Raw genomic sequence first — 22594 nt, 5'->3', positions numbered from 1 at the left:
CCCGGAGACGGCAACAGGCCCCGGGGATCCCGGGGCCTGTTCGCGGACAGAAGGCTGTCCGCGGCCGGTGACGGCGCTAGCGGCGCTGACCGGGCAGCGTACCGCCCGCGGCCAGGCGCATCAGGTCCGACCCGAGGTCGATCCCCAGCTCGTTGCCGCCGGCCGAGCCGAACTCGTGCTGGTAGCTGTCCCACGAGGTGTCCGTGATCTTCGACTCGACCTCGGACTCCATCAGCACGACGAGTTCGCGCGCGGCCCGGTCGATGCGCGTGCCGAGCGCCTTGTCCTGCCAGTCCTCGGTGGAGGCGAAGACGGAGGTCGGCGTCGTCATCGTGCGGAGGAAGGCGAACAGCGACCGCATCTCCCCGTCGACGACGAGCGCGTGGCGGGCGGTTCCCGCGGTCGCGCCCAGGACGACCGGCTTCGCGATGAGCAGGTCGTTGTCGAGCACCTGGAAGAAAGAGGTGAACAGCCCGCTCGGGCCCGCCTTGTAAACGGGGGCCGTCGCGATGATGCCGTCCGCCGACTTCAGCGCCTCGATCGCCTTGGTGAACTTCGGGCCGAGGTGCCCGGATGCCAGGGCGGCGCCGAGCTCGGGCAGCAGCTCGCGGAGGTCGAGGTTGAGCGTCTCGACGGTGCGGCCGTCGCGCTGGGCGGTCGCCTCCACGCGGAGGGCGAGCCGGTCGGCGAGCATCTTGGTGGACGACGGGTCGCTGACGCCCGCGTTCACCACGACGACGCGGAACGGTCGCTGGGGGTGCTGGTCATGGTCATGTCCTTCTTCCTGCGGCCGGCCGTCAGAGCGACGGGTAGCTCGCCTGGAACTGCTCCTCGGTGTCCTGGTAGGGGGAGGCGCCGGTCACGTTGTCGCCGCGGTTCGCGTTCGGTCGCGGCTGGCGCGGAGCCTGGTCGCCGTACTTCTCGGCGACGAGCGACGCGTGGGTCGGCGCGTCCGGGGTCTCCGGGTCCTTGCGGGCCTCGGTCTCCTTGCGGAGCACCGGGATGACGTGCTCGCCGAGCAGGTCGAGCTGCTCGAGCACGGTCTTGAGCGGCAGGCCGGCGTGGTCCATCAGGAACAGCTGGCGCTGGTAGTCGCCCGCCCACTCGCGGAAGGTCAGCGTCTTGTCGATGACCTCCTGCGGGCTGCCCACGGTGAGCGGGGTCGCGTCCGTGAACTCCTCCATCGTCGGGCCGTTGCCGTAGACGGGGGCCTCGTTGAAGTAGGGGCGGAACTGGTCCTTCGCGTCCTGCGAGTTCTTCGCGATGAAGGCCTGGCCGCCGAGTCCGACGATCGCCTGCTTGGCGGTTCCGTGCCCGTAGTGCTCGAAGCGCTCGCGGTAGAACGCGATCAGGCGTGCGTAGTGCTCCTTCGGCCAGAAGATGTTGTTCGCGAAGAAGCCGTTGCCGTAGAACGCGGCCTGCTCGGCGATCTCCGGGGTGCGGATGCTGCCGTGCCACACGAAGGGCGGGACGTCGTCGAGGGGGCGCGGCGTCGAGGTGAAGCCCTGAAGCGGGGTGCGGAAGCGCCCCTCCCAGTCGACGACGTCCTCGTGCCAGAGGCGGTGCAGCAGGTTGTAGTTCTCGAGAGCGAGCGGGAGGCTCTGGCGGATGTCCTGCCCGAACCACGGGTACACCGGGCCGGTGTTGCCGCGGCCGATCATCAGGTCCATCCGGCCCTTCGACAGGTGCTGCAGCATCGCGTACTCCTCGGCGATGCGCACCGGGTCGTTCGTGGTGATCAGCGTCGTCGAGGTGGTGACCGTCAGCGTCTCGGTGAGGGCCGCGATGTGCGCGAGAAGGGTGGTGGGGGACGAGGAGAAGAACGGCGGGTTGTGGTGCTCGCCGATCGCGAAGACGTCGAGGCCGACCTCCTCCGCGTGCTTCGCGATCTTCACGATCGCGTCGATGCGCTCCGCCTCGCTCGGCGTCTCACCCGACACGGGGTCGCGGGTGATGTCGCTGACGGAGAAGATTCCGTACTGCATGACTGGCTCCTCTTGTTGTTCTCGCCGTTTCTATGCAAATGCATACAACGTACGGAGGGAGGATCTATTCCCGCCCCCATGATCCCCGACCGGGACGGTGGCCGCATCTGTCGCATCCGTGTCCGATTCCCGCATGTCCCGCGTCGGTGGCACCCGCTAGCGTCGAAGGGTGAAGGTCGCTCTGCAGTTCGCCGCCATGGGGCTCGTCTGGGGCGCCAGCTTCCTGTTCATGAAGGTCGCGCTCCAGGGCGTGACGTTCGGGCAGGTCGCCTGGGCGCGCCTGGTGTTCGGGGCCATCACGCTGGGCATCATCGCCCTCCTCATGCGCACCCGGCTGCCGCGCGAGCCGATCGTGTACCTGCACTTCGCCGTCGTCGCGGTGACGTACTGCGTCATCCCGTTCCTGCTGTTCGCCTGGGCGGAGCAGTACGTGTCGTCGTCGCTCGCCAGCATCTACAACGCCGTCACGCCGATCACGACCGCGATCCTGGTCACGGCGGCCTTCCGGGTCGAGAAGCTCAACCGCGACCAGGTGCTCGGGGTGCTCGTCGGCATCGTCGGCGTCGTGATCGTCGTCGGTCCCTGGGCGGTGGATGCGCTGGGCGGCAGCCTCTGGGGCCAGCTCGCCTGCCTCGGAGCGGTGACCTGCTACGGCTTCAGCTTCGGCTACATCCGCCGGTTCATCAGCCCTCGCGCGGTGTCCGCCACCGCCAGCGCGTTCCTCAACATCGGCCTGGCGGCGGTCGTGATGCTGCTGCTCACGCCGATCGTCGCGTGGCATCCCATCTCGTTCAGCTGGCCGGTGCTGCTCTCCCTGCTGGCGCTCGGCGCACTCGGAACGGGCGTCGTCTACATCTGGAACATGAACGTGCTGCGCGCCTGGGGCCCGACCATGACCTCCGGTGTCACGTACGTCACCCCGGTGGTCGGCGTGGCGCTCGGCATCCTCGTGCTGGGCGAGCACCTGACGTGGAACGAGCCGGTGGGGGCGGTGGTCGTGCTGGCCGGCATCCTGCTCACGCAGCAGCGGGTGCGGCTGTTCACGCGGCGGCAGGCGGAGTTGGCGGCGGCGGATGCGGCGGCGGGTGCGGCTCCGGCGGCTCCGGCGCGGCGCTGATCGGCTTCGCAGCGAAGGAGATTCGGCGGGGTACCGTTCGAATCTCCCGCAGCACTGCCAATCGAAGGAGATGCGAGCGCTCTCCTCCTTCGTTACTCCGCCGTCCGCGCGCGCAGGAACGCGACCGTCGCGGCGAGCGCATCGTGCGCCTCCGGGAAGTCGAGGTGGAACTGGTACTCGTGCGGCAGGGCCGGCTCGTGGTCGTCCGGCCAGAAGAGCTCCGTCACGTCCACGCCCTCCGCGCGGAGGGCCGCCGCCATCGGAACCGACTGCGTCGCGGTCAGCCCGTCGCCGTTGCCGCCCGAGATGTACGTGGGCGGGAAGTCGCCCGTGACGTGCCGGACGGTCGACATGGTGTGCCCGGCGGGACTCGCGGACCAGTCCTTGGTGCCGCTGTACGCCCACATCGCCGTCTTGAAGCCCCAGCCGAGCAGCCCGGTCAGGTCGGCCAGAGCGTGCAGGTCGTACACGCCGCAGTTGAGAACCACCGCACGGAGCTGCTCCGAACGAAGAGCGGGCCGGATGCCGACCAGGCTCGCGTAGTCCCGACCAGTGGTGAGCGCCGCCAGCTGCGCGGCGAGTTGCGCTCCCGCCGAATCACCGGCGAGCACGATCCGGTCGGCGTCGATTCCCAGTTCGTCGGCACGCTCCACGAGGTGCGCGAGGGCGTCGTTGAGCTCCCGCACCGCGACCGGATAGGCCGCCTCCGGCGCGAGCGTGTAGTTCAATCCGACAGCCGTGAAGCCTTCGGCGGCCAGGATGCGCAGGTACGGTTCCACATCCCAGCTCGAGCCGGAGAGCCATGCGCCGCCGTGCACCCAGACGACCGTCGGCAGGGGACCGTCGTGGCGGTCCGGACGGAAGACATCGAACGTGAGCCGGCGAGTCGATCCGCCGATCGGGATGCCGGTGCTCCCCGTCACGCCCGTAGGTACGAACGGCGACATCTCGGCGACCGTCTGGCGTGCGCCCTTCGTGAACACGCGCCGGATCACCAGCGCCGACGGCCACGGTGTCGCGCGGAGCGCCCCGATCACCCCGGCCAGCGCGAGCGCGCCAGCGACGACTCCGACCGTTCCCCGCGCGCGCCTCACGTCCCTAACGTAGCGGGCCGCTGCGCCAACAATTCCTGAGTCGTTCGGGGCCGCGACGGCGTGTCGCCCGAACAACTCAGGAACTGTTGGCGCGGGGGCCGGCGGGTCAGGCGACGGTGGGGCCGAAGTGCTCGGGGAGGGTGGAGCGGTGCACGCCGCGGAGCTCCTCGAGGCCGATGGTGAAGAGGTCCTGCACCTCGAGCACCGGCTGCACGCCGACCTCGGCGTCCGTCACGCCGATGCGGAGGGCCGGGATGCCGCGCCCCTCGCACAGGCCGCGGAACTTCACGTCGTCCTCACGAGGAACGGTGACGATGATGCGCGCGGTCGACTCCGAGAACAGGGCGGTCGCCGCATCCACGCCGTCGCGCTCCTCGATCTCGGTCAGCCACACCCGGGCGCCGACGCCGAAGCGCATGACGCTCTCGGCCAGCGCCTGCGCGAGGCCACCGTCGGCGAGGTCGTGCGCAGACGACACCAGGCCCTCGAGGGATGCGGCGTGCAGCGCCTCCGCGAGCGCACGCTCGGCGCCCAGGTCGACCGCCGGCGGTCGTCCGCCCAGGTGGCCGTGGATGGTTCCCGCCCACGCCGAGCCGTCCAGCTCCTCGCGGGTGGTGCCGAGCAGGTAGATGTTCTCGCCCTCGTCCTGCCAGCCGCTCGGGATGCGGCGCGCGACGTCGTCGATCACGCCGAGGACGCCGACGACCGGGGTCGGGAAGATGGGGGTGTCGCCGGTCTGGTTGTAGAACGACACGTTGCCGCCGGTGACCGGGATCTCTAGCTCCAGGCAGGCGTCGGAGAGACCCTCGACCGCCTGCGAGAACTGCCACATGACCTCGGGGTTCTCCGGGCTGCCGAAGTTGAGGCAGTCGGTGACCGCCACCGGCACGGCACCGGAGGCGGCGACGTTGCGGTACGCCTCGGCGAGGGCGAGCTTGGCGCCCTGCTTCGGGTCGAGCTGGCAGTAGCGCCCGTTGGCGTCCGTCGCGATGGCGAAGCCGAGGCCGGACTCCTCGTCGACGCGGATCATGCCCGCGTCGTCGGGGAACGCCAGCGCGGTGTTGCCGCCGACGAAGTAGTCGTACTGGTCGGTGATCCAGCCCTTGTCGGCCAGGTTCGCGCTGCCGAGGAGGGCGAGCGTCTGCTCGCGGAGTTCGTCGCCGCTGCTCGGGCGCGCGAGAACGGAGGCCGAGTCGTCCTGGAGGGCGTCGATCCAGGTCGGGTACGCGACGGGGCGCTCGTACACCGGGCCGTCGACCGCGACCGTGCGCGGGTCGACGTCGACGATGCGCTCCCCGTGCCAGTCGATCGTCAGGCGGCCGGTCTCGGTGACCTCGCCGAGAACGCTGGTCTCGACATCCCACTTGGCGGTCACCGCCAGGAACGCATCCAGCAGCTCCGGCTTGACCACCGCCATCATGCGCTCCTGGCTCTCCGACATGAGGATCTCCTCCGCCGTGAGGCTCGGGTCGCGCAGCAGCACCTTGTCCAGCTCGACGTGCATCCCGCCGTCGCCGTTGGAGGCGAGCTCGCTGGTCGCGCACGAGATGCCGGCGGCGCCCAGGTCCTGGATGCCCTCGACCAGCTTGTCGCGGAACAGCTCCAGACAGCACTCGATGAGCACCTTCTCGGCGAACGGGTCGCCGACCTGGACGGCCGGGCGCTTGGTCGGGCCGCCCGCGGAGAACGTGTCGGAGGCCAGGATGCTGGCCCCGCCGATCCCGTCGCCGCCGGTGCGCGCGCCGAACAGCACGACCTTGTTACCCTCGCCGGACGCGTTGGCCAGGTGCAGGTCCTCGTGGCGGAGCACGCCGACGGAGAGCGCGTTGACCAGCGGGTTGCCCTGGTACACCGGGTCGAAGTACGTCTCGCCGCCGATGTTCGGCAGGCCCAGGCAGTTGCCGTAGAACGAGATGCCGGAGACGACGCCGTGCACGACGCGCGCGGTGTCCGGGTTGTCGATGGCGCCGAAGCGCAGCTGGTCCATCACGGCGACGGGACGCGCGCCCATCGAGATGATGTCGCGCACGATGCCGCCGACGCCGGTCGCGGCGCCCTGGAACGGCTCGATGTACGAGGGGTGGTTGTGCGACTCCACCTTGAAGGTGACCGCCCAGCCCTCGCCGACGTCGACGACGCCGGCGTTCTCGCCCATGCCGACCATGAGGTTCTTCTTCATCGCCGGGCTGACCTTCTGGCCGAACTGGCGCAGGTAGATCTTCGACGACTTGTAGGAGCAGTGCTCCGACCACATCACCGAGTACATCGCCAGCTCGCCGCTGGTGGGGCGGCGGCCGAGGATCTCGCGGATGCGGGCGTACTCGTCCTCCTTGAGCCCGAGCGCCGCGAACGGCTGCTCCCGCTCGGGGGTCTCGATCGCGTTCGCGACGGTGTCGACGACGTGGGCGGTGGCGGTGTCGGTCACGCGGGCACTCCAGGCTGCGAAGGGAGGGACGGGAGAGGGGAGGTCACGCCTCGACGAGCGCCGAGCGGATGACGGAGGTGAAGAAGGTGAGGCCGTCGGTGCCCGACCGCATCGCGTCGCGGGTGTCCGGGCCGAAGCCGGGCTCGACCGCGTGCTCGGGGTGCGGCATGAGGCCGACCACGTTGCCGCGCTCGTTGCGCACGCCCGCGATGTCGTTGAGGGAGCCGTTGGGGTTGACGCCCGCGTAGCGGAACACGACCATCCCCTCGCCCTCGAGCCGCTCGAGTTCGTCGGCCGAGGCGATGAAGCCGCCCTCGCCGTTCTTGAGCGGGATGACGATCTCCTGGCCCTGCTCGAAGCCGCTCGTCCACGGCGTGGACGTGTTCTCGACCGTCAGGTGCTGGTCGCGGCGGATGAAGGTGCCGTGGTCGTTGCGGATGAGGCCGCCGGCCACGAGGTGCGCCTCGGCGAGCATCTGGAAGCCGTTGCAGATGCCGAGCACCGGCATGCCCTTGCCCGCCGCGTCCACGACCTCGGTCATGATCGGCGAGAGGGAGGCGATCGCGCCGCAGCGCAGGTAGTCGCCGTACGAGAAGCCGCCGGGCAGCACGAGGGCGTCGACGCCCTGCAGGTCGTGCTCGCCGTGCCAGAGTGCGACCGGCTCGGCGCCGGCCAGACGGACGGCGCGAAGGGCGTCGCGGTCGTCGAGCGAACCCGGGAAGGTGATGACGCCGATGCGCATCAGGCGTCCACCTCGGCGGGGTAGTGGATGCCCACCACGTCCTCGATGACCGAATTGGACAGGATCTCGTCGGCGATCTCCTGCACCGTGGCGCGCAGCTCGTCGTCGATCGGGCCGTCGACGGTCAGCTCGAAGCGCTTTCCGACGCGCACGCCGGTGACGCCGCCGCGGCCGGTGCGGGCGAGCGCCCGGGCGACCGCCTTGCCCTGCGGGTCGAGCAGCTCGGCCTTGGGCATCACTTCAACAACGATGGTCGGCACGGGGATACTCCGCTCACTCGGGCGACAAGGGTGGGGTTTCGCGATCGATTCTACCGTGCGTGCCAGACACCGCGGTCCGGGCCGGCCAGGGCGGCGGCGTGGGCGATCGCACGCAGCTCCAGTTCGTCGCGCAGCCGGGCGAAGAGCGCTGCCGAGGCGGCACCCGGCCAGCCTCCCGGAAGCTCAGCGGCGGGCAGTCCGGGGTCGCGGTAGGGGATGACGCGCCACTCGTCGAGCGCGCGCATCCACACGGCGAAGGCCTCCGCGTCGTCGGCGGGATGCGACACATCGCCGAAGCGGGACAGGAACGACTCGTGCGCCCGCCGCAGCGCCGGCAGGTCGTACCAGCGCGCCAGGCCGGCGGCCAGATCGCCGCGCGGAGCGGCGTCGGCGAAGAGCACGACCTCCGCCTCACCGGCGATCTCGCGCGCGGTCGCCGCGAGCTCGTCCTCGAGGGCGGCCGGCGCGATCCACAGGCCGTCCGCGACGGTGCCGCAGCCGAGGGCGGCGAGGCGGCGGCGGAGGCGGTCGCGGCTGCTGCGGCGGCGCTCCGGGAACGAGAACGAGAGCAGGCACCACGCGGACGCCTCGACGCGCTCGCCGAAGATCCGGGCGTCGCCGCGCTCGAGCATCGGCACGGCGGCGGGATCGAGAGCGTAGCCGGCGATGCCGTCGCGCGGCTCGCGGCGCAGCACGCCGCGCGAGCAGAGGCGCGCCAGGCTGGAACGCGCCGTCGCCGCCGGGACGCCCAGCCCATCCATCAGCCGCACCGCGCCGGCGGCGCTCATCCACCCGCCGATCGGGCGGAGGACGCTGCCGACCACTGTGCGCAGGAGGGCGGTGGCGCTGCCGCTGGACGCCTCCAGGTCGTCGCGTGCGACGAGGGCGTCGGCGACCGGTACGGCACCCGGTGCGGCTGTCGGTGCGGCGACCGGTGCTGTGGCCGCCAGGGCGCCCGGCGCCACCGCCTGGTCAGTCATGGGTCAGTTCGCCGAGCGCATCGCGCACGGCCGCCATCCCGATGCAGACCTCCTCGAAGCTGGTGCTCAATGGCGAGAGGCCGACACGCAGGCCGTCCGGATCGCGGTAATCCGGGATGACGTCGCGCTGCCAGAGGAGTGCCGTGACCTCACGCATCGCCGGGTGGCTCAGCGTGACGTGACCGCCGCGCCGGTCCGGGTCGCGAGGGCTCGCGAGCGCGACGCCGAGCGGGGTGAGCCACTCCTCGGCCAGCGCGATCGCGAACTCCGTGAGCGCGACCGACTTCGCCCGCACCGCCTCGATGCCGGCCTCGTCGATCATCGCGATCGTGTCGCTCATGGCGAGCATCCCGACGATCGGCGGGGTGCCGCTGAGGAAGCGGCGGATGCCGTCGGCGGCCTGGTACTCGGGGCCCATCAGGAAGACGTCGCGCGCACCCATCCACCCCTGGATGGGCTGGGTCAGCTGCGGGATGAGGCGCGCGTTCACATAGCCGAACGCGGGGGATCCCGGACCGCCGTTGAGGTACTTGTACGTGCATCCCACGGCCAGGTCGACCCCCGCCGCGTCCAGGTCCATCGGGACGGATCCGGCCGAGTGGCACAGGTCCCAGAGCACCAGCGCGCCGGCGTCGTGCACGATGCGCGTGATCGCGGGGAGGTCGGCCAGGAAGCCGGAGCGGTAGGCGACGTGGCTGAGCACGACCAGCGCGGTCTGCGGGCCGACGGCCGCGGCGACCTGCTCGGGCGTCACGCCTGCCTCGGTGTCCGCTTCGATCCAGACCAGACGCAGGCCGCGCTCGCGGGCGATGCCGTCGAGCAGGTAGCGGTCGGTCGGGAAGTTGTCGGTGTCCAGCACGATCTCGCTGCGCTGCGGGAGACCGTCGACCGCGGCGCGGGCGAGCTTGTAGAGGAGGACGGTGGTCGAGTCGCCGATGAACGTCTGGCCCGGGGCGGCGCCGAGCGTCACCCGGCCGAGCTCGTCGCCGATCGTGAACGGCAGCTCCATCCACTCCTCGTCCCAGCCGCGGATCAGCCGGTCGCCCCATTCCTCGACCAGGAAGCGCTGGATGCGCTCGATGCTCGCGCGGGTCGGCCGGCCGAGGGAGTTGCCGTCGAAGTAGGCGGTGACCTGGGCGGTGCCGTCGTCGATGCCGGCGAACCGGGTGCGGAACGGCGCGAGCGGGTCGGCGGCGTCGCGGGCGCGGGCGGCGGTCAGGGGGTCGGGCTCCAGCGTCGGAGCGGGTGCGGTGTCGAAGTCGGTCATGCGTCGTCCCGGTGGGTGTCGGTGGGGTGGGCGTGGGTGGGGTGGGCATCGGTGGGGTGGGCATCCGGGCGAGGGGATGCGAGCAGCTGCGCGACCGTGAGACCGCGGGCGGAGGCCAGCCAGTCGGGGAGGGCGGCCTGCGTGTCGTCCGCGGCCGGCGGCGGCGTGGGCACCCAGGCCAGGTGGGCGCCGATCGTCGGTGCCCGGTCGTCCTCCGGCCGCCGGAGGCCGGCGATCGACCGGAGGGCGGTGTCGGGATGGACGCCCGCGTCGAGCAGGGCGCGCAGCTCCCGCGCGTTGACACCGACCGCGAGCGGTCCGTTGCCCAGGTCCGTGCCGTACAGCACCCGGCCACCGGATGCGGCGAAGCGGCCGAGGTTCTCGGAGGCGATGACGAACTCGTCGGTCGGGTCGCCCCAGCCGTGGATGTCGAGGGTGCTGACCCAGCTCATGCCGCGGCGGACCGACTCGGCGATGAGATCGTCCGAGAGGCGTTCGGTGAAGGGCGTGTGCGCCAGCTGGTCGGCGCCGGCCGCGATCGCCCGGGCGGTCTGGCCGGCCCCCTGCACGTGGACGGTGGCCGGCACCCCTGCGCGTGCGATTCGCTCACAATCGCGTGGAGGACGCGGTCGTCCACAGTTTCGCCGGCGTCCGTGTTGAGGGTGACCTTGATGCGGGAGGCTCCCAGCATGACATTCGCACGCACCGCCAGACGCGCCTCCCGCTCGCCGCCGACCTCCGTCGAGGAGCCAGGCGGCCCCCACCCGGCGTTGACCGGGTAGCCGCCCACGCAGGTGATCAGGGAGCCGGCGATGGCGACCGACGGCCGGGAGAGGTCGTCGGCGAGCCAGCCGGCCGCGACGGCGGGAACCCAGCCGAGGTCGATCGCGTGCGTGATTCCGCCGGCGAGAACGGCGTGCTGGTCGGTGAGGCCGAGGTGCGTGTGGTGGTCGGTGAGACGCGGGAAGAGCGTCCCGTCGAGGCGGATGTGCCGCCTGCGCGCGTGAGCGGGGACGTCGTCCACGGGGTGCAGGCGCTCGCCGTCGGTGCGGAAGGGGACGTCGCGGAGGAAGCGGTGGCCGTTCCATACGGCTTCGGCCGTGAGGTAGGAGGGTTCGGCCGGGCCGTCGGTCGCGCTCATGCCGGTGCGCCGATCTCGGTGCGGACGGCGTACAGCTCCGGGAAGAAGGTGAGGTCGAGCGCCTTCTGCAGGAACGTCGAGCCGCTCGAGCCGCCGGTCCCGGTCTTCATGCCGATGGTGCGCTGCACCGTCTTGAGGTGACGGAACCGCCACAGCTGGAAGTTGTCCTCCAGGTCGACGAATTCCTCGCACGCCTCGTACTCGGGCCAGTGCTCATTCGCGTGCTCGTAGATCTCGCGGAAGACCGGAACGAGCTCCGGCGTGAAGACGTGCGCGCGGGTCACGTCGCGCTCCAGCAGCGCGGTCGGCACCGCGAAGCCGGCGCGCGCCAGGTAGCGCAGGAACTCGTCGTAGATACTGGGCGCCGCCAGCAGCTGCGAGAGGAGTGCGTGCGCAGCGGGGTCGCTCTCGAAGACGCTGAGCATGCGGTGGTTCTTATTGCCGAGCACGAATTCGACGGCGCGGTACTGGTACGACTGGAAGCCCGAGGAGTTGCCGAGGAAGCCGCGGAACTCCGCGTACTCGGTCGGAGTCAGCGTCGCGAGCACCGACCACTGCTCGGTCAGAGTGCGCTGGATGTGCTTCACCCGGGCGATGCGCTTGAGCGCGGGCGACAGGTCGTCGGCGCGCAGCAGGTCCCGCGCCGACTCGAGTTCGTGCAGCACCAGCTTCAGCCAGAGCTCCGTCGTCTGGTGCTGGATGATGAACAGCAGTTCGTCGTGGTGCTCCGGGCGGCTGACGGGACGCTGGGCGCTGAGCAGGGTGTCGAGGTCCAGATACGAGCCGTACGACATCCGCTCGCGGAAGTCGGTGACGATGTCGGGATCGAACTCGCGGGTGTTGTCGCCATCGGCCATGCTGCAATTCTGCGCCGGTCGTCGAGAAAGTGCAACAACCGTCGCGCCCGTGCCGCCCGGCCCCGTCCGTCCTCCCGCCGTTCACCACTGCGTTACCGGCAGTTGCGCACGTCGTCGCACCGCGCTCCTAACCTGACGGGACGCTGGCGCACGCTGACGTTCGAGCGAGGAAAGGCACGATCGATGACCCCTGACGGACGGATCACCAGCGAGTTCGACGACGTGCTGCCCGACGACGACTTTCACGGCGACGACCGCGACGGCGACGACCGCGACGGCGAGGACCGCGACGGCGAGGACCGCGACGGCGACGATCGCGACGGCGACGACCGCGACGGCGACGACCTCGCCGACCTGGAACTGGTCGTGCTCGACCTGGCCGGCACCACCGTGAGCGACGAAGGGATCGTCGAGCGGGCGTTCGAGCGCGCCGCCGCCGCGGCCGGGATCGGTTCGACGGCCGAGGAACGCGCGGACGCGTTCGCCTTCGTCCGCGGGGCCATGGGGCGGCCGGAGATCGGCGTCTTCCGCGCGCTCACCGGCGACGAGGATCAGGCGCAGCACGCCGACGCCGTCTTCCAGTCGGCGTACATCGAACTGATCCGGACCGAGGGCGTCGAGCCGGTCCCCGGCGCGGAAGAGCTGGTCCGGCGGCTGCGCGCGACCGGTGTCTCGGTCGCTCTCACGTCCGGCGTCTCGCGCGCCGCCCTGGATGCGATGCTGGACGCCTTGGGCTGGCAGGGCCTGGCCGACATCACCCTGACCGCGGCCGAGGCGGGCCGAGGACGACCGTTCCCGGACCTGCCGCTCACCGCCCTGCTGCGCACGGGCGCGTCCACCGTCGAGGGGATGGTCGTGGTCGGCGACACCGCGGGCGACATCGCCTCCGGCATCGCGGCGGGCGCCGGCCTCGTGGTCGGCGTCCTCACCGGAGCCCACGACGAGCAGTCGCTGCTCGACGCGGGCGCGGACGCCGTGCTCCCGAGCGTCGCGGACCTGCCCGAACTGCTCGGCTACGACTCCCTCATCGACGAGGCGACAGCCCCCGAGGCGCTCGCCCACGCCCGCCGGTGACGATCAAGGCGGTCACCCCGCGCGTCGTCGAGCCGCCCGCCCGCCTCGGGATGGGCGTCAGCGTCTACCCGTCGGCCACCGCCATGGTGTGGCCGGGCGAGGGTCACGTGCACGAGGCCGTGGCGGTGCCCGGCGTCCGGCTGGCCCCCGGCGACGTGCTGGCCCAGGTCGAGCTGGCGACCGCCTGCGGCTCCGACATCCACACGGTCCGCGGCCAGCAGCAGGCGCAGGCTCCGCTCGTTCTCGGTCACGAGCAGGTCGGCCGCGTCGTCGCGCTGGGCCGGGGCGGCGCCAAGACCACCGACGGCCATCGCGTCTCGCTGGGGGAGCGGATCGTGTGGTCCGTCGCCGTCCCGTGCGGTCGCTGCGCGCGCTGCCGACGCGGCCTCCCGCAGAACTGCGCGAACCTCCAGAAGTACGGTCACGAGCGGATGCGCCGCGGCTGGGAGCTGTCGGGCGGGTTCGCCACGCACACGCACATCCTCGACGGGACGCCGCTGGTGCGCGTTCCGGAGGACATCCCCGCCGAGGTGCTCGCGCCCGCCTCCTGCTCGACCGCGAGCGTGGCGGCGGCGCTGGAGGCGGCGTCCGCCATCGTCCCGCTCGACGGCGCGCTCGTGCTGATCGCCGGCGCGGGGATGCTGGGGCTCACCGCCACCGCCATGGCGACCGACGCCGGGGCGCGGGTGGTGGTCAGCGAGCCGCTCCCCGAGCGACGTGCCGCCGCACTCGCGTTCGGCGCGGTCGCCGTCGCGGACCCGGGCCCCGGCGCCGGACCGGCGACCGCGCTGCCCGCGGTCCTCGCCAAGGCCGGCGGCCGCTCCTCCGTCCCGACCGTCGCCCTCGAGCTCTCCGGCGACCCGGCCGCCGTGCGGTCCCTGCTCGGCGCGGTGGACGTGGGCGGCGTGCTCGTGCTCGTCGGCTCCGTCACTCCGGGCCCGGAACTCGGCGTCGCCCCCGAGCAGCTGGTGCGCAGCCTCCTCACCATCCGCGGCGTCCACAACTACGCGCCGCGGCACCTCGAGCAGGCGGTCCGCTTCCTCGCCGAGGCCTGGCAGCGCTACCCGTTCGCCGAGCAGGTGGGCGAGACGTTCGCCCTCGCCGACGTGGACCGCGCGCTCGCCGCCTCCGGTTACCCGCGCGTCGCCGTCCGGCCGTAGCCTGGGCTCGTGCTGGACCGCTTCTTCGAGATGATCCGGGCGGTGCCCGAGCCCGGCGACGCCGAACTGCTCTTCGGCGACGACGAGTTGAGCCGGCTCCGCGAACGCAACCTCCGCCGTTACCTCGAGGCGCCGCACGCGCCCATCCTCCTGCTCGGGGAGGCGCCGGGTTGGCGGGGGATGACCGTGACGGGCGTCCCCTTCACGTCGGTGCGCGAGGTGAACGAGGGAGTGCTGCCCGGGCTGGAGCTGCCGCCGGAGCCGCAGGCGCCGTGGGAGGCGTCCAGCCGGGTGTTCTGGGCGACCATGCGCCGGTGGGAGGGACCGCGGCCCCTCTCCTGGCCGGTGTACCCGCACCATCCGTTCGTCGCGGGACAGCCGCAGACGAACCGCACGCCGCGCTCGTCGGAGGTGCGCGCGGGCGGCCCGGTCGCCGAGGAGCTGATCCGCGTGCTCGGCATCGAGACGGTCGTCGCGGTCGGACGCAAGGCGCAGGGCGCCCTCGCGGAGGCGGGCATCGAGGCGCCCGCGATCCGGCATCCCGCGCAGGGCGGCGCGCGCCTGTTCACCGAGCAGCTGCTGGCGCTGAACCGCGCGATGCTCTAGCGAGGCGCCGCTCGCCGACCCTCACTCGCCGAAGATCACGCCACGGGCGTCGCGCCCCGGTGCTCGGCCGTCTTCTGGAGGTACACCGCCGCGTTGCGGGCGATGCCGGCGAGTTCCTCGTCCGTCAGCTCCCGGCGCACCTTCGCCGGGACGCCCGCCACCAGCGACCGCGGTGGGATGACCGCCCCTTGCGTCACGACGGCTCCGGCGGCGATCAGCGACCCGGTTCCGACGTGCGCCCCGTTCATGACCGTCGCGCTCATCCCGACCAGCACGTCGTCCTCGATCGTGCAGCCGTGGAGCACCGCGTTGTGACCGACGGAGACGCGCGCGCCCACCGTCAGGGGGAACTCGGGGTCGACGTGCGCGGAGACGTTGTCCTGCAGGTTCGACTCAGCGCCGATGACGATCGGGGCGTTGTCGGCGCGCACGACCGCCCCGTACCAGACACTGGCGCCGGCGCCGAGCAGAACGTCCCCGACGACCGTCGCGGTGGGGGCCACCCACGCGCCCTCCGACACGTGCGGTGTGCGGTCGCCCGCAAGTGAGAGCAGCATCGTCGTCCCTTTCTGACGTCGTCCACGGTACTTGACTGTCGCTAGCCCGTGCCGTATATTCCTGATGGAATAATCAAACCGGAACAACTATGGCTGAATCACGCACACTCACTCCCCTTGCCGTCGCCGCGCTCGCGCTGCTCGCCGAGGGTCCGTCGCATCCGTACGAGATGTACCAGACCCTGGTGCAGCGCTCCGAGGACCGGCTGGTGAAGGTGCGGCCGGGCTCGCTGTACCACACGGTCGACCGCCTCGCGCGGCACGGCCTGGTGCGAGCGACCGGCACCGAGCGCGAGGGCAACCGGCCCGAGCGCACCACCTACGCGATCACGGAAGACGGCACCCGGGCCCTGGGCGAGCGCATCGCCGACATCCTCGCGACGCCCGTCAACGAGTACCCCGAGTTCCCGCTCGGCCTCGGGGAGTCGCACAACCTGCCCGCCGCGACCGTGACGGCACTGCTCCGCAAACGGGTCGGGCTCATCCGCGCCGACATCGCCGTGTACGACCACGCGATCAGCACCGTCCGCGCGAAGAACCTGCCCGCCAAGTACTGGGTGGATGTGCGCTACCAGCGCGCGATGGCGGAGGCCGACGCGGCCACGCTCGAAGCCCTCATCGACGACCTCGAATCGGGAGCCCTCTCCTGGGACGAGGAAAAGCACTGAGCGACCCCGCTCTCAACAGGAAGAACGTGACAATGGAACGCGAATTGAAGCCGTGGCCGGCCCTCTGGGCGCTGGTCATCGGGTTCTTCATGATCCTGATCGACACCACCATCGTGTCGGTCGCCAACCCCTCGATCATGAAGGGCCTCGGACTCGGGACGGACTACAACGCCGTCATCTGGGTGACGAGCGCATACCTGCTCGCCTACGCCGTGCCGCTGCTCATCACGGGCCGCCTCGGCGACCGGTTCGGACCGAAGAACCTCTACCTCATCGGCCTCGTGATCTTCACCGCGGCCTCCGCCTGGTGCGGCTTCAGCGGGCACATCGGCATCCTGATCGCGGCTCGCGTCGTGCAGGGTCTCGGAGCCGCCCTGATGACGCCGCAGACGATGGCGGTCATCACCCGCATCTTCCCGCCGGAGCGCCGCGGCGCCGCCATGGGCCTCTGGGGCGCGGTCGCCGGTGTGGCGACGCTCGTCGGCCCGCTGCTCGGCGGCATCCTGGTCGACAGCCTGGGCTGGGAGTGGATCTTCTTCATCAACGTGCCGGTCGGCATCGTCGCCTTCATCCTCGCGATGCGCCTGGTTCCGAAGCTCCCGACGCACAGCCACAGCTTCGACCTGCTCGGCGTGGTGCTCTCGGCGGTCGGCATGTTCCTGCTGGTGTTCGGCATCCAGGAGGGCGGCACCTACGACTGGGGCGTGATCTGGGGGCCGATCTCGGTCTGGGGCCTGATCATCGCCGGCATCGTCGTGCTCATCGCCTTCGTGGTCTGGCAGGCGTTCAACAAGAAGGAGCCGCTGCTCCCGCTCCCGCTGTTCCGCGACCGCAACTTCTCGCTGTCGAACGGCGCGATCACCACCGTGGGCTTCGCCGTCACCTGCATGGCCCTGCCGCTGGTGTTCTACTTCCAGACCGTGCGCGGGCTGACCCCGACGGAGTCGGCGCTGATGCTCGCCCCGACGGCGATCTTCTCCGGCGTGCTCGCGCCGTTCGTCGGCCGGCTGATCGACCGGGTGAACCCCCGCAACATCGCCACCCCGGCGCTGGTGCTGTTCGCCTTCGCGCTGTTCCTCTACTCCCGGATGCTGTCGCCCGACGTCAACATCTTCCTGCTGCTCATCCCGAGCGCGCTGATGGGCATCGCGATGTCGGGCGTCTGGGGTCCGATCTCGACCACGGCGACGCGCAACCTGCCGATGAACCAGGCGGGCGCGGGCTCGGGAGTGTTCAACACGACCCGTCAGATCGGCGCGGTGCTGGGCAGCGCATCCATCGCCGCCCTGATCGAGAGCCGTCTCGCCGCCGACCTGCCCAAGGTCGCGGGAGGCGCCGCGAACGCCAACGAGGCCGCGGCCGGCACCGAGCTGCCGCAGTTCCTGCACGCCGGCTTCACTCAGGCGATGTCGGAGGCGCTGCTGCTGCCCGCGGCGGTCGCCTTCCTGGGCGCACTCGTCGTCGTGTGGTGGGAGCGGCCGAAGCCGCCGGCGTGGGCGCGTCCGGCGGGCGCGACCCCCGGCGCGGCGACGGCCGGCGCGGCGTCGGAGGGCGCCCCGACGCACGGTGCGCACGCCGCCCCGGTCCCGGTGGATGCGACCCCGCGCGGCTCGCACGCCGCCGACGTGCCGCCCGCGACCGACATCCGGCCCGGCGAGGAGCCGCCGCACGGCGTCCACGCCGCGCCGGTCATCGACTGACCCGCCGGCCCGAGCCGTAGAAAAGGGAGGAGGTCGCAGCCAACCCGGCTGCGACCTCCTCCCTTTCCCGCTGTGCGGCCGTCTCAGGCTGGGATCTCCTCCGCCTCCGACACCACGCGCACGGGATTGGCCCACGGATCCTCGAACGTGACCGACCGCCCGTCGTCGCGTGCGGTGACGCCGTAGTGCCGCATCCGCTCGCTCAACTCGCCGAGGTCGTCCGCCGACGGCACCCGGATCTCGACCCGGCCGAGGCCCAGGGCGAGCTGCCGCCGCCCCGCGCCGCGGCTGTTCCACGTGTTCATCGCCATGTGGTGGTGGTACCCGCCCGCGCTGACGAACAGGGCGCTGTCGCCGAGGGAGGCCGTGGCCTCGAAGCCGAGCCGGTCGACGTAGAAGGCCCGGGCCGACTGCACGTCGCCGACCGAGAGGTGCACGTGCCCGACGCCCGCGTCGCCGAAGGGCTCGACCACCGCCGCCTCGGCGAGGGCGGCGCCGCGCTCGGTGAGGTGCTCGGTCAGGAACCGGTTCGGGTCGAGGTAGAGCGTCGCCATCTCGACCTGGCCGTGGGTCCAGCTCCACAGGCTGCGGTCGCGGTCCCAGTACAGCTCGACGCCGTTGCCCTCCGGGTCGGTGAAGTAGAACGCGGTGCTCACCAGGTGGTCCGCGCTGCCCGTGAAAGTGCCGGGCGCGCGTCGCGCGACCGAGTAGACGGCCGCCGCCAGCGCCTCCTGCGTGTCGAACAGGATCGCCGTGTGGAACAGCCCTGCCTCGCCCGGCGACGCGTGGCGCAGCTCCGGAGCGTGCTCCAGGATGACGGCGGGCGTCGCGCCGCGGCCCAGGATGACGCGGTCGCCCTCGGCGGCGAGCACGTTCAGCGTCACCGCATCGCGGTAGTAGGCGGTCATGGCGTCGAGGTCGGCGACGCGAAGCGTCACCGCCCCCATGGCGGAGTCGGCGGGCAGGAGTTCGGGCATACCTGTGAGAACACCGCGCCGACCAGGACTATTTCACGTCTCGATCGCTCCTCCGTTCTGAGCCAGGTAGCGGCGCAGCGTGAGGGAGGGGTCGGTCGCCTGCTCGCGGCGGTACCGGGGGAAGTCCAGCTGGTCGCGCAGCGATGACCCGCCGCGCATCCGCTCGGCTTGCGCCCCTTCGACCGACTGGATGCGCGCCGCCTCCGCGAAGAGCCGCTCGCGGTCGGAGGCGGCGAGCACGAGCACGCCGTCGTCGTCCGCCACGATCCAGTGCTCGCTCGTCACTGCGACCCCGTCAAGGAACGCCGATCGCATCGCGGTGCCGGCCGGCGGGACGCGGCGGGGGCCGAAGGGGTGCGCGCCGCGGCTGAACACCGGCAACCCGATCTCGCGCAGCTGCGCCGTGTCGCGGTGCCGGCCCCAGATGACCGCGCCGGCCATCCCCGCCGTGGCCGCCTCCAGCAGCATCAGGTCGCCGACGCAGGCCTCGTCGTCGCGCCCGCCGTTGTCGACGACCAGCACCGCGCCGGGCGGTGCGTCGTCGATCGTCTCGAGCAGCACATCCACGCTGCCGAGGTGCGTCACCGGCGCGGCCGGTCCGCTGAACGGGCGACCGGGCAGCAGCGCGACGAGGTCGACCGGCGCCGTGCCGACGGGGATGCCGAGGCGCACGGCGGCGTCGGCGACGGCTGCGGTGGCGGGAGGGAGGTGAGCGTCCATGAACGGACGCTATCGCCGCCGGTATGCGCGCGGCGACATGCGCCCGGCGACATGCGCCCGGCCCGGGCGCGGCCGGTCACTGCCCGGTCAAGCGCTCCAGCAGCTCGCGGTAGCGGGCGGCGGTGCGCTCCACGACGTCGGCCGGCAGCGCGGGAGGCGTGCCGGTCCTGTCCCAGTTCCCGGCGAGCCAATCGCGCACGATCTGCTTGTCGAAGCTCGCCATCCGCTCCTCCGCCGTGCCGCCCGCGGCGTAGGCGGCCGCATCCCAGTACCGGCTGGAGTCGCTCGTCAGCACCTCGTCGGCGAGCGTGATCTCGCCCGTCGCGCGGTCGGCGCCGAACTCGAACTTCGTGTCCGCGATGATGACGCCGCGCGCCTCGGCGATCGCCGCTCCACGCCGGTACACGTGCAGCGAGAGCCGGCGCAGCTCCTCGGCGACGTCCGCGCCCACGAGTTCGACCGTCCGCTCGAAGCTGATGTTCTCGTCGTGCTGGCCCATCGGGGCCTTCCACGCGGGCGTGAAGATCGGCTCGGGAAGCCGGTCGCCGTTCGCCAGCCCGGCGGGGAGCGGGATGCCGCACACGCTCTGCGCCTCCCGGTACTCGGCCCAGCCGCTGCCGGTGAGGTAGCCGCGTACGACGCACTCGATCGGGAACATGTCGAGCGGCTTCGCCAGCATCGACCGCCCGGAGACCGCCGCCGGAATGCGCTCGACCACCCGGTCCCCGACCAGGGTGTGGTCGGGGAGGAGGTGGTTCGGCACGTCGTCCAGCTGGTCGAACCACCACAGGCTCAGCGTGGTGAGCAGCTCGCCCTTGCCCGGGATGCCCGGCTCCAGCACGTGGTCGAACGCGCTCACCCGGTCGCTCGCGACGACGAGCACGCTGTCGGTGTCTGCGAGACCCGTCGCGCCTTCCGGCACGAACAGGTCGCGCACCTTTCCCGAGTAGACGTGCACCCAGCCCGGAAGTTCGCTCACCCGTCCATCGTAGAGGGATGCGCGCGAGCCGCTATCCGAGCAGCTTGGCTTTGGCCGCGGCGAACTCGTCGTCGGTGAGCACGCCCTGCGTGTGCAGGGTGGCCAGCTGCTGCAGCTTCGCCATCATGTCGTCGCCGGCGGGAGCCGCCGGTGCCGCCTGCTGCGGTGCCGCCTGCTGCTGGGCCGCGGCCTGCTGGGCCGCCGCGTCCTGCGCCATCTGCTGCATCTGCGCCTGCTGCTGCTGGGCCTCGTACTGCTGCTGGTCGTACTGGTCCTGCGCTTTCTGCTGCTGGTGCCGCTGCACGCTGCCGGAGACCGCCGTGGCGGTTCCCGCGACGACCGCCGTGCGCGCCGCCATCCCGATCAGTCCCGGGCGTCCCATTCTCCGCAAAGGCATGGTGTCCTCCTCCTCAGCTCTCCGTGGTCTCGAGCTCGTCGTACGCTTCGGAGGCGACCGCGTTGACCACCGGCGCGGGGATGCGCTCGGTGTGCAGCACGACGCCGCCCGCCTCGAAGAAGCGGCTGGCGAGCTCCTTCGCCCACAGGTCCTCGATCACCAGGACCGCGCCCGTGGTGCCGGGCTCCAGCATCTCCGCGATCTGCTCCACGTCCTCGTCGCCCGCGATACCGCTGGCCTCAAGCGTGATGTCGGTCAGCCCGATCTCGTCACCGAACTCGTTCAGCTCGATGATCTCGACGCTGCCGTCGTCGTGACGCTCGATGAAGACCAGGTCGAGGAGACGCACCGTCCCGTTCTCGACCAGGTCCAGGATCGCCTGAACCACCCCCGGTGACGGCCTGTCCGTGTCGAACTGCGCCACCACGAACTCTGCCGGACCGTACTCGAATTCGGCCATGTCAGCCCCTCCTGTCACAGCGTCCACCGCCGTTTCAGGGGCACCATACTGCGGCCTTCTCGCGCCCGGCAACGCATGAATTCCGGTTCTTCGGACGGCGCGGATGTGCCCGGTCACATCCCTAGGATGGATGTGCCGAACGGCCGGCCGGCCCTGCGGCGAACCCCTCGAGGAAGGCCGTCATGGGCGAGAAGAACTGGGCAGGCAACTACGAGTACCGGGCGGAGCGGATCGCCCGGCCGCGATCGGTGGACGAGCTTCGCGAGCTGGTCGTCGGCGCCCCGGCCGTGCGCGCCCTGGGCAGCCGGCATTCGTTCAACGACCTGGCCGACACCCCGGGGCTGCTGCTGAGCACGGCGGACCTTCCCGGGGATGCCCGCATCGACGAGGGGTCGCGCACGGTGACGGTCGGCGGCGGCGTCCGCTACGGCGACCTCGCCCGCGAGCTGCAGGACGCCGGCTGGGCGCTTCACAATCTGGCGTCGCTGCCGCACATCTCCGTGGCCGGCGCGATCGCGACGGCCACGCACGGCTCGGGCGACCGCAACGGCAACCTCGCGTCCGCGGTCGCGGGACTCCGCATCCTGAACGGCTCGGGCGAACTCGTCGATCTGCGGCGGGGCGACGACGGGTTCGACGGCGCGGTCGTGGGCCTGGGCGCGCTCGGCGTCGTGACCGAGGTGACGCTCGAAATCCGCCCGACCTACGACGCCCGCCAGCGGCTCTTCGGCGGTGTGCCGTGGGATGCGGTGCTCGGCCGGTTGGACGAGGTCACGTCGGCCGCCTACAGCGTGAGCCTCTTCACGACGTGGGACGAGGAGTCGGTCTCGCTGGCGTGGCTGAAGGAGCTCGACGGGGTCGAGACGCCGATCGGCGACGACTTCTTCGGAGCGCCCGCGCTGACCGAGGCGCGCCACATGATCCCGACGATGGATGTGCGCAACACCACCGAGCAGCTGGGCGTGGTGGGCCCGTGGAGCGAGCGGCTCGCGCACTTCCGCTTCGCCTTCACCCCGTCGAACGGCGAGGAGATCCAGTCCGAGTACCTGGTCCCGCGGGCCCGGGCGGTCGAGGCGATCGAGGCCCTCCGCGCGCTCGCCAGCGTCATCGCGCCGCTGCTGCAGATCAGCGAGATCCGCACCGTCGCGGCCGACGAGCTGTGGCTGTCCAGCGCCTACGAGACCGACGTGGTGGGCCTCCACTTCACGTGGTTCCGCGACCAGGCCGGCGTGGAGGCGGTGCTTCCCGACCTCGAGGCGGCGCTGCTCCCGCTCGGCGCGCGTCCGCACTGGGGCAAGCTGTACCTGGACCGTGACGGCCTCGTCCCGTCCCTGTACCCGCGGCTCTCCGACTTCGCGGCGCTCGCCTCCCGGTTCGATCCCGAGGCGCGCTTCCGCAACGCGTTCCTCACCCGTCTCCTCGGCTGAC

General features: G+C 71.6%; 24 protein-coding genes. 7 read left to right on the top strand and 17 right to left on the bottom strand.

Going from position 1 to position 22594, the window contains the following annotated elements; genetic code table 11:
• Window positions 1-76: 76 nt before the first annotated feature.
• Both ACQ86M_RS13295 and ACQ86M_RS13290 read right to left on the bottom strand, forming a co-directional pair.
• Complete coding sequence (locus ACQ86M_RS13295; protein WP_431245807.1) at window positions 77-733, bottom strand: CE1759 family FMN reductase; 657 nt, start codon at window positions 731-733, stop codon at window positions 77-79.
• Window positions 734-797: 64 nt separating this feature from the next.
• Complete coding sequence (locus ACQ86M_RS13290; protein WP_431245806.1) at window positions 798-1985, bottom strand: LLM class flavin-dependent oxidoreductase; 1188 nt, start codon at window positions 1983-1985, stop codon at window positions 798-800.
• Between the two features lie 169 nt (window positions 1986-2154).
• On the opposite strand from ACQ86M_RS13290, the gene ACQ86M_RS13285 reads away from it, so the two are divergent.
• Window positions 2155-3102, top strand: coding sequence for a DMT family transporter (locus tag ACQ86M_RS13285; protein WP_431245805.1), 948 nt, complete (start codon window positions 2155-2157; stop codon window positions 3100-3102).
• A 92-nt stretch (window positions 3103-3194) separates the two neighbouring features.
• On the opposite strand, the gene ACQ86M_RS13280 is transcribed toward ACQ86M_RS13285, so the two are convergent.
• The 9 genes from ACQ86M_RS13280 to kynA form a co-directional block, all read right to left on the bottom strand.
• Window positions 3195-4196 carry an alpha/beta hydrolase gene (locus ACQ86M_RS13280; protein ID WP_431245804.1) on the bottom strand — a complete coding sequence of 334 codons (1002 nt, stop codon included), beginning with the start codon at window positions 4194-4196 and terminating at the stop codon, window positions 3195-3197.
• A gap of 106 nt (window positions 4197-4302) precedes the next feature.
• Window positions 4303-6621 carry a phosphoribosylformylglycinamidine synthase subunit PurL gene (gene purL / locus ACQ86M_RS13275; protein WP_431245803.1) on the bottom strand — a complete coding sequence of 773 codons (2319 nt, stop codon included), beginning with the start codon at window positions 6619-6621 and terminating at the stop codon, window positions 4303-4305.
• Between the two features lie 43 nt (window positions 6622-6664).
• Window positions 6665-7363 carry a phosphoribosylformylglycinamidine synthase subunit PurQ gene (gene purQ / locus ACQ86M_RS13270; RefSeq protein WP_431245802.1) on the bottom strand — a complete coding sequence of 233 codons (699 nt, stop codon included), beginning with the start codon at window positions 7361-7363 and terminating at the stop codon, window positions 6665-6667.
• Window positions 7363-7623: a phosphoribosylformylglycinamidine synthase subunit PurS gene (gene purS / locus ACQ86M_RS13265; RefSeq protein WP_431219132.1), complete on the bottom strand. Its 261-nt coding sequence runs from the start codon at window positions 7621-7623 to the stop codon at window positions 7363-7365. The genes purQ and purS overlap by 1 nt, the downstream gene beginning before the upstream one ends.
• 50 nt (window positions 7624-7673) lie before the next feature.
• Window positions 7674-8603: a PaaX family transcriptional regulator gene (locus tag ACQ86M_RS13260; RefSeq protein ID WP_431245801.1), complete on the bottom strand. Its 930-nt coding sequence runs from the start codon at window positions 8601-8603 to the stop codon at window positions 7674-7676.
• Complete coding sequence (locus ACQ86M_RS13255) at window positions 8596-9870, bottom strand: kynureninase (protein ID WP_431245800.1); 1275 nt, start codon at window positions 9868-9870, stop codon at window positions 8596-8598. Before ACQ86M_RS13255 ends, ACQ86M_RS13260 begins: the two co-directional genes overlap by 8 nt.
• Entirely contained in the window at window positions 9867-10322 is a 456-nt protein-coding gene (locus ACQ86M_RS13250) for a hypothetical protein (RefSeq protein WP_431245799.1), read from the bottom strand. Before ACQ86M_RS13250 ends, ACQ86M_RS13255 begins: the two co-directional genes overlap by 4 nt.
• Window positions 10319-11011 (bottom strand): hypothetical protein, encoded by a 693-nt coding sequence (locus ACQ86M_RS13245; RefSeq protein WP_431245798.1) that lies wholly within the window; start codon window positions 11009-11011, stop codon window positions 10319-10321. The genes ACQ86M_RS13250 and ACQ86M_RS13245 overlap by 4 nt, the downstream gene beginning before the upstream one ends.
• Window positions 11008-11868: a tryptophan 2,3-dioxygenase gene (kynA, locus tag ACQ86M_RS13240; protein ID WP_431219127.1), complete on the bottom strand. Its 861-nt coding sequence runs from the start codon at window positions 11866-11868 to the stop codon at window positions 11008-11010. Before kynA ends, ACQ86M_RS13245 begins: the two co-directional genes overlap by 4 nt.
• Window positions 11869-12051: 183 nt before the next feature.
• Between kynA and ACQ86M_RS13235 the strand changes: the two genes are divergently transcribed.
• Genes ACQ86M_RS13235 through ACQ86M_RS13225 form a run of 3 tightly spaced genes read left to right on the top strand, consistent with a single transcriptional unit; the run spans window position 12052 to window position 14708 of the window.
• Complete coding sequence (locus ACQ86M_RS13235; protein WP_431245797.1) at window positions 12052-12942, top strand: HAD family hydrolase; 891 nt, start codon at window positions 12052-12054, stop codon at window positions 12940-12942.
• Window positions 12939-14102 carry an alcohol dehydrogenase catalytic domain-containing protein gene (locus ACQ86M_RS13230; protein ID WP_431245796.1) on the top strand — a complete coding sequence of 388 codons (1164 nt, stop codon included), beginning with the start codon at window positions 12939-12941 and terminating at the stop codon, window positions 14100-14102. Before ACQ86M_RS13235 ends, ACQ86M_RS13230 begins: the two co-directional genes overlap by 4 nt.
• Before the next feature lie 9 nt (window positions 14103-14111).
• Entirely contained in the window at window positions 14112-14708 is a 597-nt protein-coding gene (locus ACQ86M_RS13225; RefSeq protein ID WP_431219124.1) for a uracil-DNA glycosylase, read from the top strand.
• A gap of 35 nt (window positions 14709-14743) precedes the next feature.
• Here ACQ86M_RS13225 and ACQ86M_RS13220 read toward each other — a convergent pair whose 3' ends face one another.
• Window positions 14744-15265 (bottom strand): gamma carbonic anhydrase family protein, encoded by a 522-nt coding sequence (locus ACQ86M_RS13220; protein WP_431219123.1) that lies wholly within the window; start codon window positions 15263-15265, stop codon window positions 14744-14746.
• Window positions 15266-15354: 89 nt separating this feature from the next.
• Between ACQ86M_RS13220 and ACQ86M_RS13215 the strand changes: the two genes are divergently transcribed.
• Entirely contained in the window at window positions 15355-15933 is a 579-nt protein-coding gene (locus ACQ86M_RS13215; RefSeq protein ID WP_431219122.1) for a PadR family transcriptional regulator, read from the top strand.
• Window positions 15934-15965: 32 nt separating this feature from the next.
• A complete protein-coding gene (locus tag ACQ86M_RS13210; RefSeq protein WP_431245795.1) occupies window positions 15966-17633 on the top strand; it encodes a DHA2 family efflux MFS transporter permease subunit in 1668 nt (555 codons plus the stop codon).
• 83 nt (window positions 17634-17716) lie between these two features.
• Here the strand turns inward: ACQ86M_RS13210 and ACQ86M_RS13205 are convergent, their stop codons facing one another.
• The 5 genes from ACQ86M_RS13205 to ACQ86M_RS13185 all read right to left on the bottom strand — a co-directional run bounded on the left by ACQ86M_RS13205 (window position 17717) and on the right by ACQ86M_RS13185 (window position 21166).
• Window positions 17717-18610: a VOC family protein gene (locus tag ACQ86M_RS13205; protein ID WP_431245794.1), complete on the bottom strand. Its 894-nt coding sequence runs from the start codon at window positions 18608-18610 to the stop codon at window positions 17717-17719.
• A 33-nt stretch (window positions 18611-18643) separates the two neighbouring features.
• Window positions 18644-19330 carry an RraA family protein gene (locus ACQ86M_RS13200; RefSeq protein WP_431245793.1) on the bottom strand — a complete coding sequence of 229 codons (687 nt, stop codon included), beginning with the start codon at window positions 19328-19330 and terminating at the stop codon, window positions 18644-18646.
• 76 nt (window positions 19331-19406) lie between these two features.
• Entirely contained in the window at window positions 19407-20309 is a 903-nt protein-coding gene (locus tag ACQ86M_RS13195; protein WP_431245792.1) for a phosphoribosylaminoimidazolesuccinocarboxamide synthase, read from the bottom strand.
• Between the two features lie 31 nt (window positions 20310-20340).
• Window positions 20341-20691: an SHOCT domain-containing protein gene (locus ACQ86M_RS13190; protein WP_431221490.1), complete on the bottom strand. Its 351-nt coding sequence runs from the start codon at window positions 20689-20691 to the stop codon at window positions 20341-20343.
• A gap of 28 nt (window positions 20692-20719) precedes the next feature.
• Window positions 20720-21166 carry a DUF6325 family protein gene (locus ACQ86M_RS13185; RefSeq protein ID WP_431245791.1) on the bottom strand — a complete coding sequence of 149 codons (447 nt, stop codon included), beginning with the start codon at window positions 21164-21166 and terminating at the stop codon, window positions 20720-20722.
• 182 nt (window positions 21167-21348) lie between these two features.
• On the opposite strand from ACQ86M_RS13185, the gene ACQ86M_RS13180 reads away from it, so the two are divergent.
• Window positions 21349-22593: an FAD-binding protein gene (locus tag ACQ86M_RS13180; protein ID WP_431245790.1), complete on the top strand. Its 1245-nt coding sequence runs from the start codon at window positions 21349-21351 to the stop codon at window positions 22591-22593.
• The last annotated feature ends 1 nt before the right edge of the window (window position 22594 follow it).

This window comes from Leifsonia xyli subsp. cynodontis (assembly GCF_050632205.1).
In the GTDB taxonomy this organism is placed as follows: Bacteria; Actinomycetota; Actinomycetes; order Actinomycetales; family Microbacteriaceae; genus Leifsonia; species Leifsonia xyli_D.
The sequence above is the reverse complement of the archived record's forward strand: the minus strand, read 5'-3'. Positions and strand labels throughout refer to the sequence as shown.

Excerpts from the sequence above, each read along its gene's own strand:
- kynA (WP_431219127.1), bottom strand. The coding sequence starts at position 11,868 with ATGGCCGATGGCGACAACACCCGCGAGTTCGATCCCGACATCGTCACC.
- ACQ86M_RS13190 (WP_431221490.1), bottom strand. The coding sequence starts at position 20,691 with ATGGGACGCCCGGGACTGATCGGGATGGCGGCGCGCACGGCGGTCGTC.
- ACQ86M_RS13200 (WP_431245793.1), bottom strand. The coding sequence starts at position 19,330 with ATGGACGCTCACCTCCCTCCCGCCACCGCAGCCGTCGCCGACGCCGCC.
- ACQ86M_RS13250 (WP_431245799.1), bottom strand. The coding sequence starts at position 10,322 with ATGAGCTGGGTCAGCACCCTCGACATCCACGGCTGGGGCGACCCGACC.
- ACQ86M_RS13185 (WP_431245791.1), bottom strand. The coding sequence starts at position 21,166 with ATGGCCGAATTCGAGTACGGTCCGGCAGAGTTCGTGGTGGCGCAGTTC.
- ACQ86M_RS13215 (WP_431219122.1), top strand. The coding sequence starts at position 15,355 with ATGGCTGAATCACGCACACTCACTCCCCTTGCCGTCGCCGCGCTCGCG.
- ACQ86M_RS13180 (WP_431245790.1), top strand. The coding sequence starts at position 21,349 with ATGGGCGAGAAGAACTGGGCAGGCAACTACGAGTACCGGGCGGAGCGG.
- ACQ86M_RS13245 (WP_431245798.1), bottom strand. The coding sequence starts at position 11,011 with ATGAGCGCGACCGACGGCCCGGCCGAACCCTCCTACCTCACGGCCGAA.
- ACQ86M_RS13255 (WP_431245800.1), bottom strand. The coding sequence starts at position 9,870 with ATGACCGACTTCGACACCGCACCCGCTCCGACGCTGGAGCCCGACCCC.
- ACQ86M_RS13210 (WP_431245795.1), top strand. The coding sequence starts at position 15,966 with ATGGAACGCGAATTGAAGCCGTGGCCGGCCCTCTGGGCGCTGGTCATC.
- purQ (WP_431245802.1), bottom strand. The coding sequence starts at position 7,363 with ATGCGCATCGGCGTCATCACCTTCCCGGGTTCGCTCGACGACCGCGAC.
- ACQ86M_RS13260 (WP_431245801.1), bottom strand. The coding sequence starts at position 8,603 with ATGACTGACCAGGCGGTGGCGCCGGGCGCCCTGGCGGCCACAGCACCG.
- ACQ86M_RS13235 (WP_431245797.1), top strand. The coding sequence starts at position 12,052 with ATGACCCCTGACGGACGGATCACCAGCGAGTTCGACGACGTGCTGCCC.
- ACQ86M_RS13205 (WP_431245794.1), bottom strand. The coding sequence starts at position 18,610 with ATGCCCGAACTCCTGCCCGCCGACTCCGCCATGGGGGCGGTGACGCTT.
- ACQ86M_RS13220 (WP_431219123.1), bottom strand. The coding sequence starts at position 15,265 with ATGCTGCTCTCACTTGCGGGCGACCGCACACCGCACGTGTCGGAGGGC.
- ACQ86M_RS13290 (WP_431245806.1), bottom strand. The coding sequence starts at position 1,985 with ATGCAGTACGGAATCTTCTCCGTCAGCGACATCACCCGCGACCCCGTG.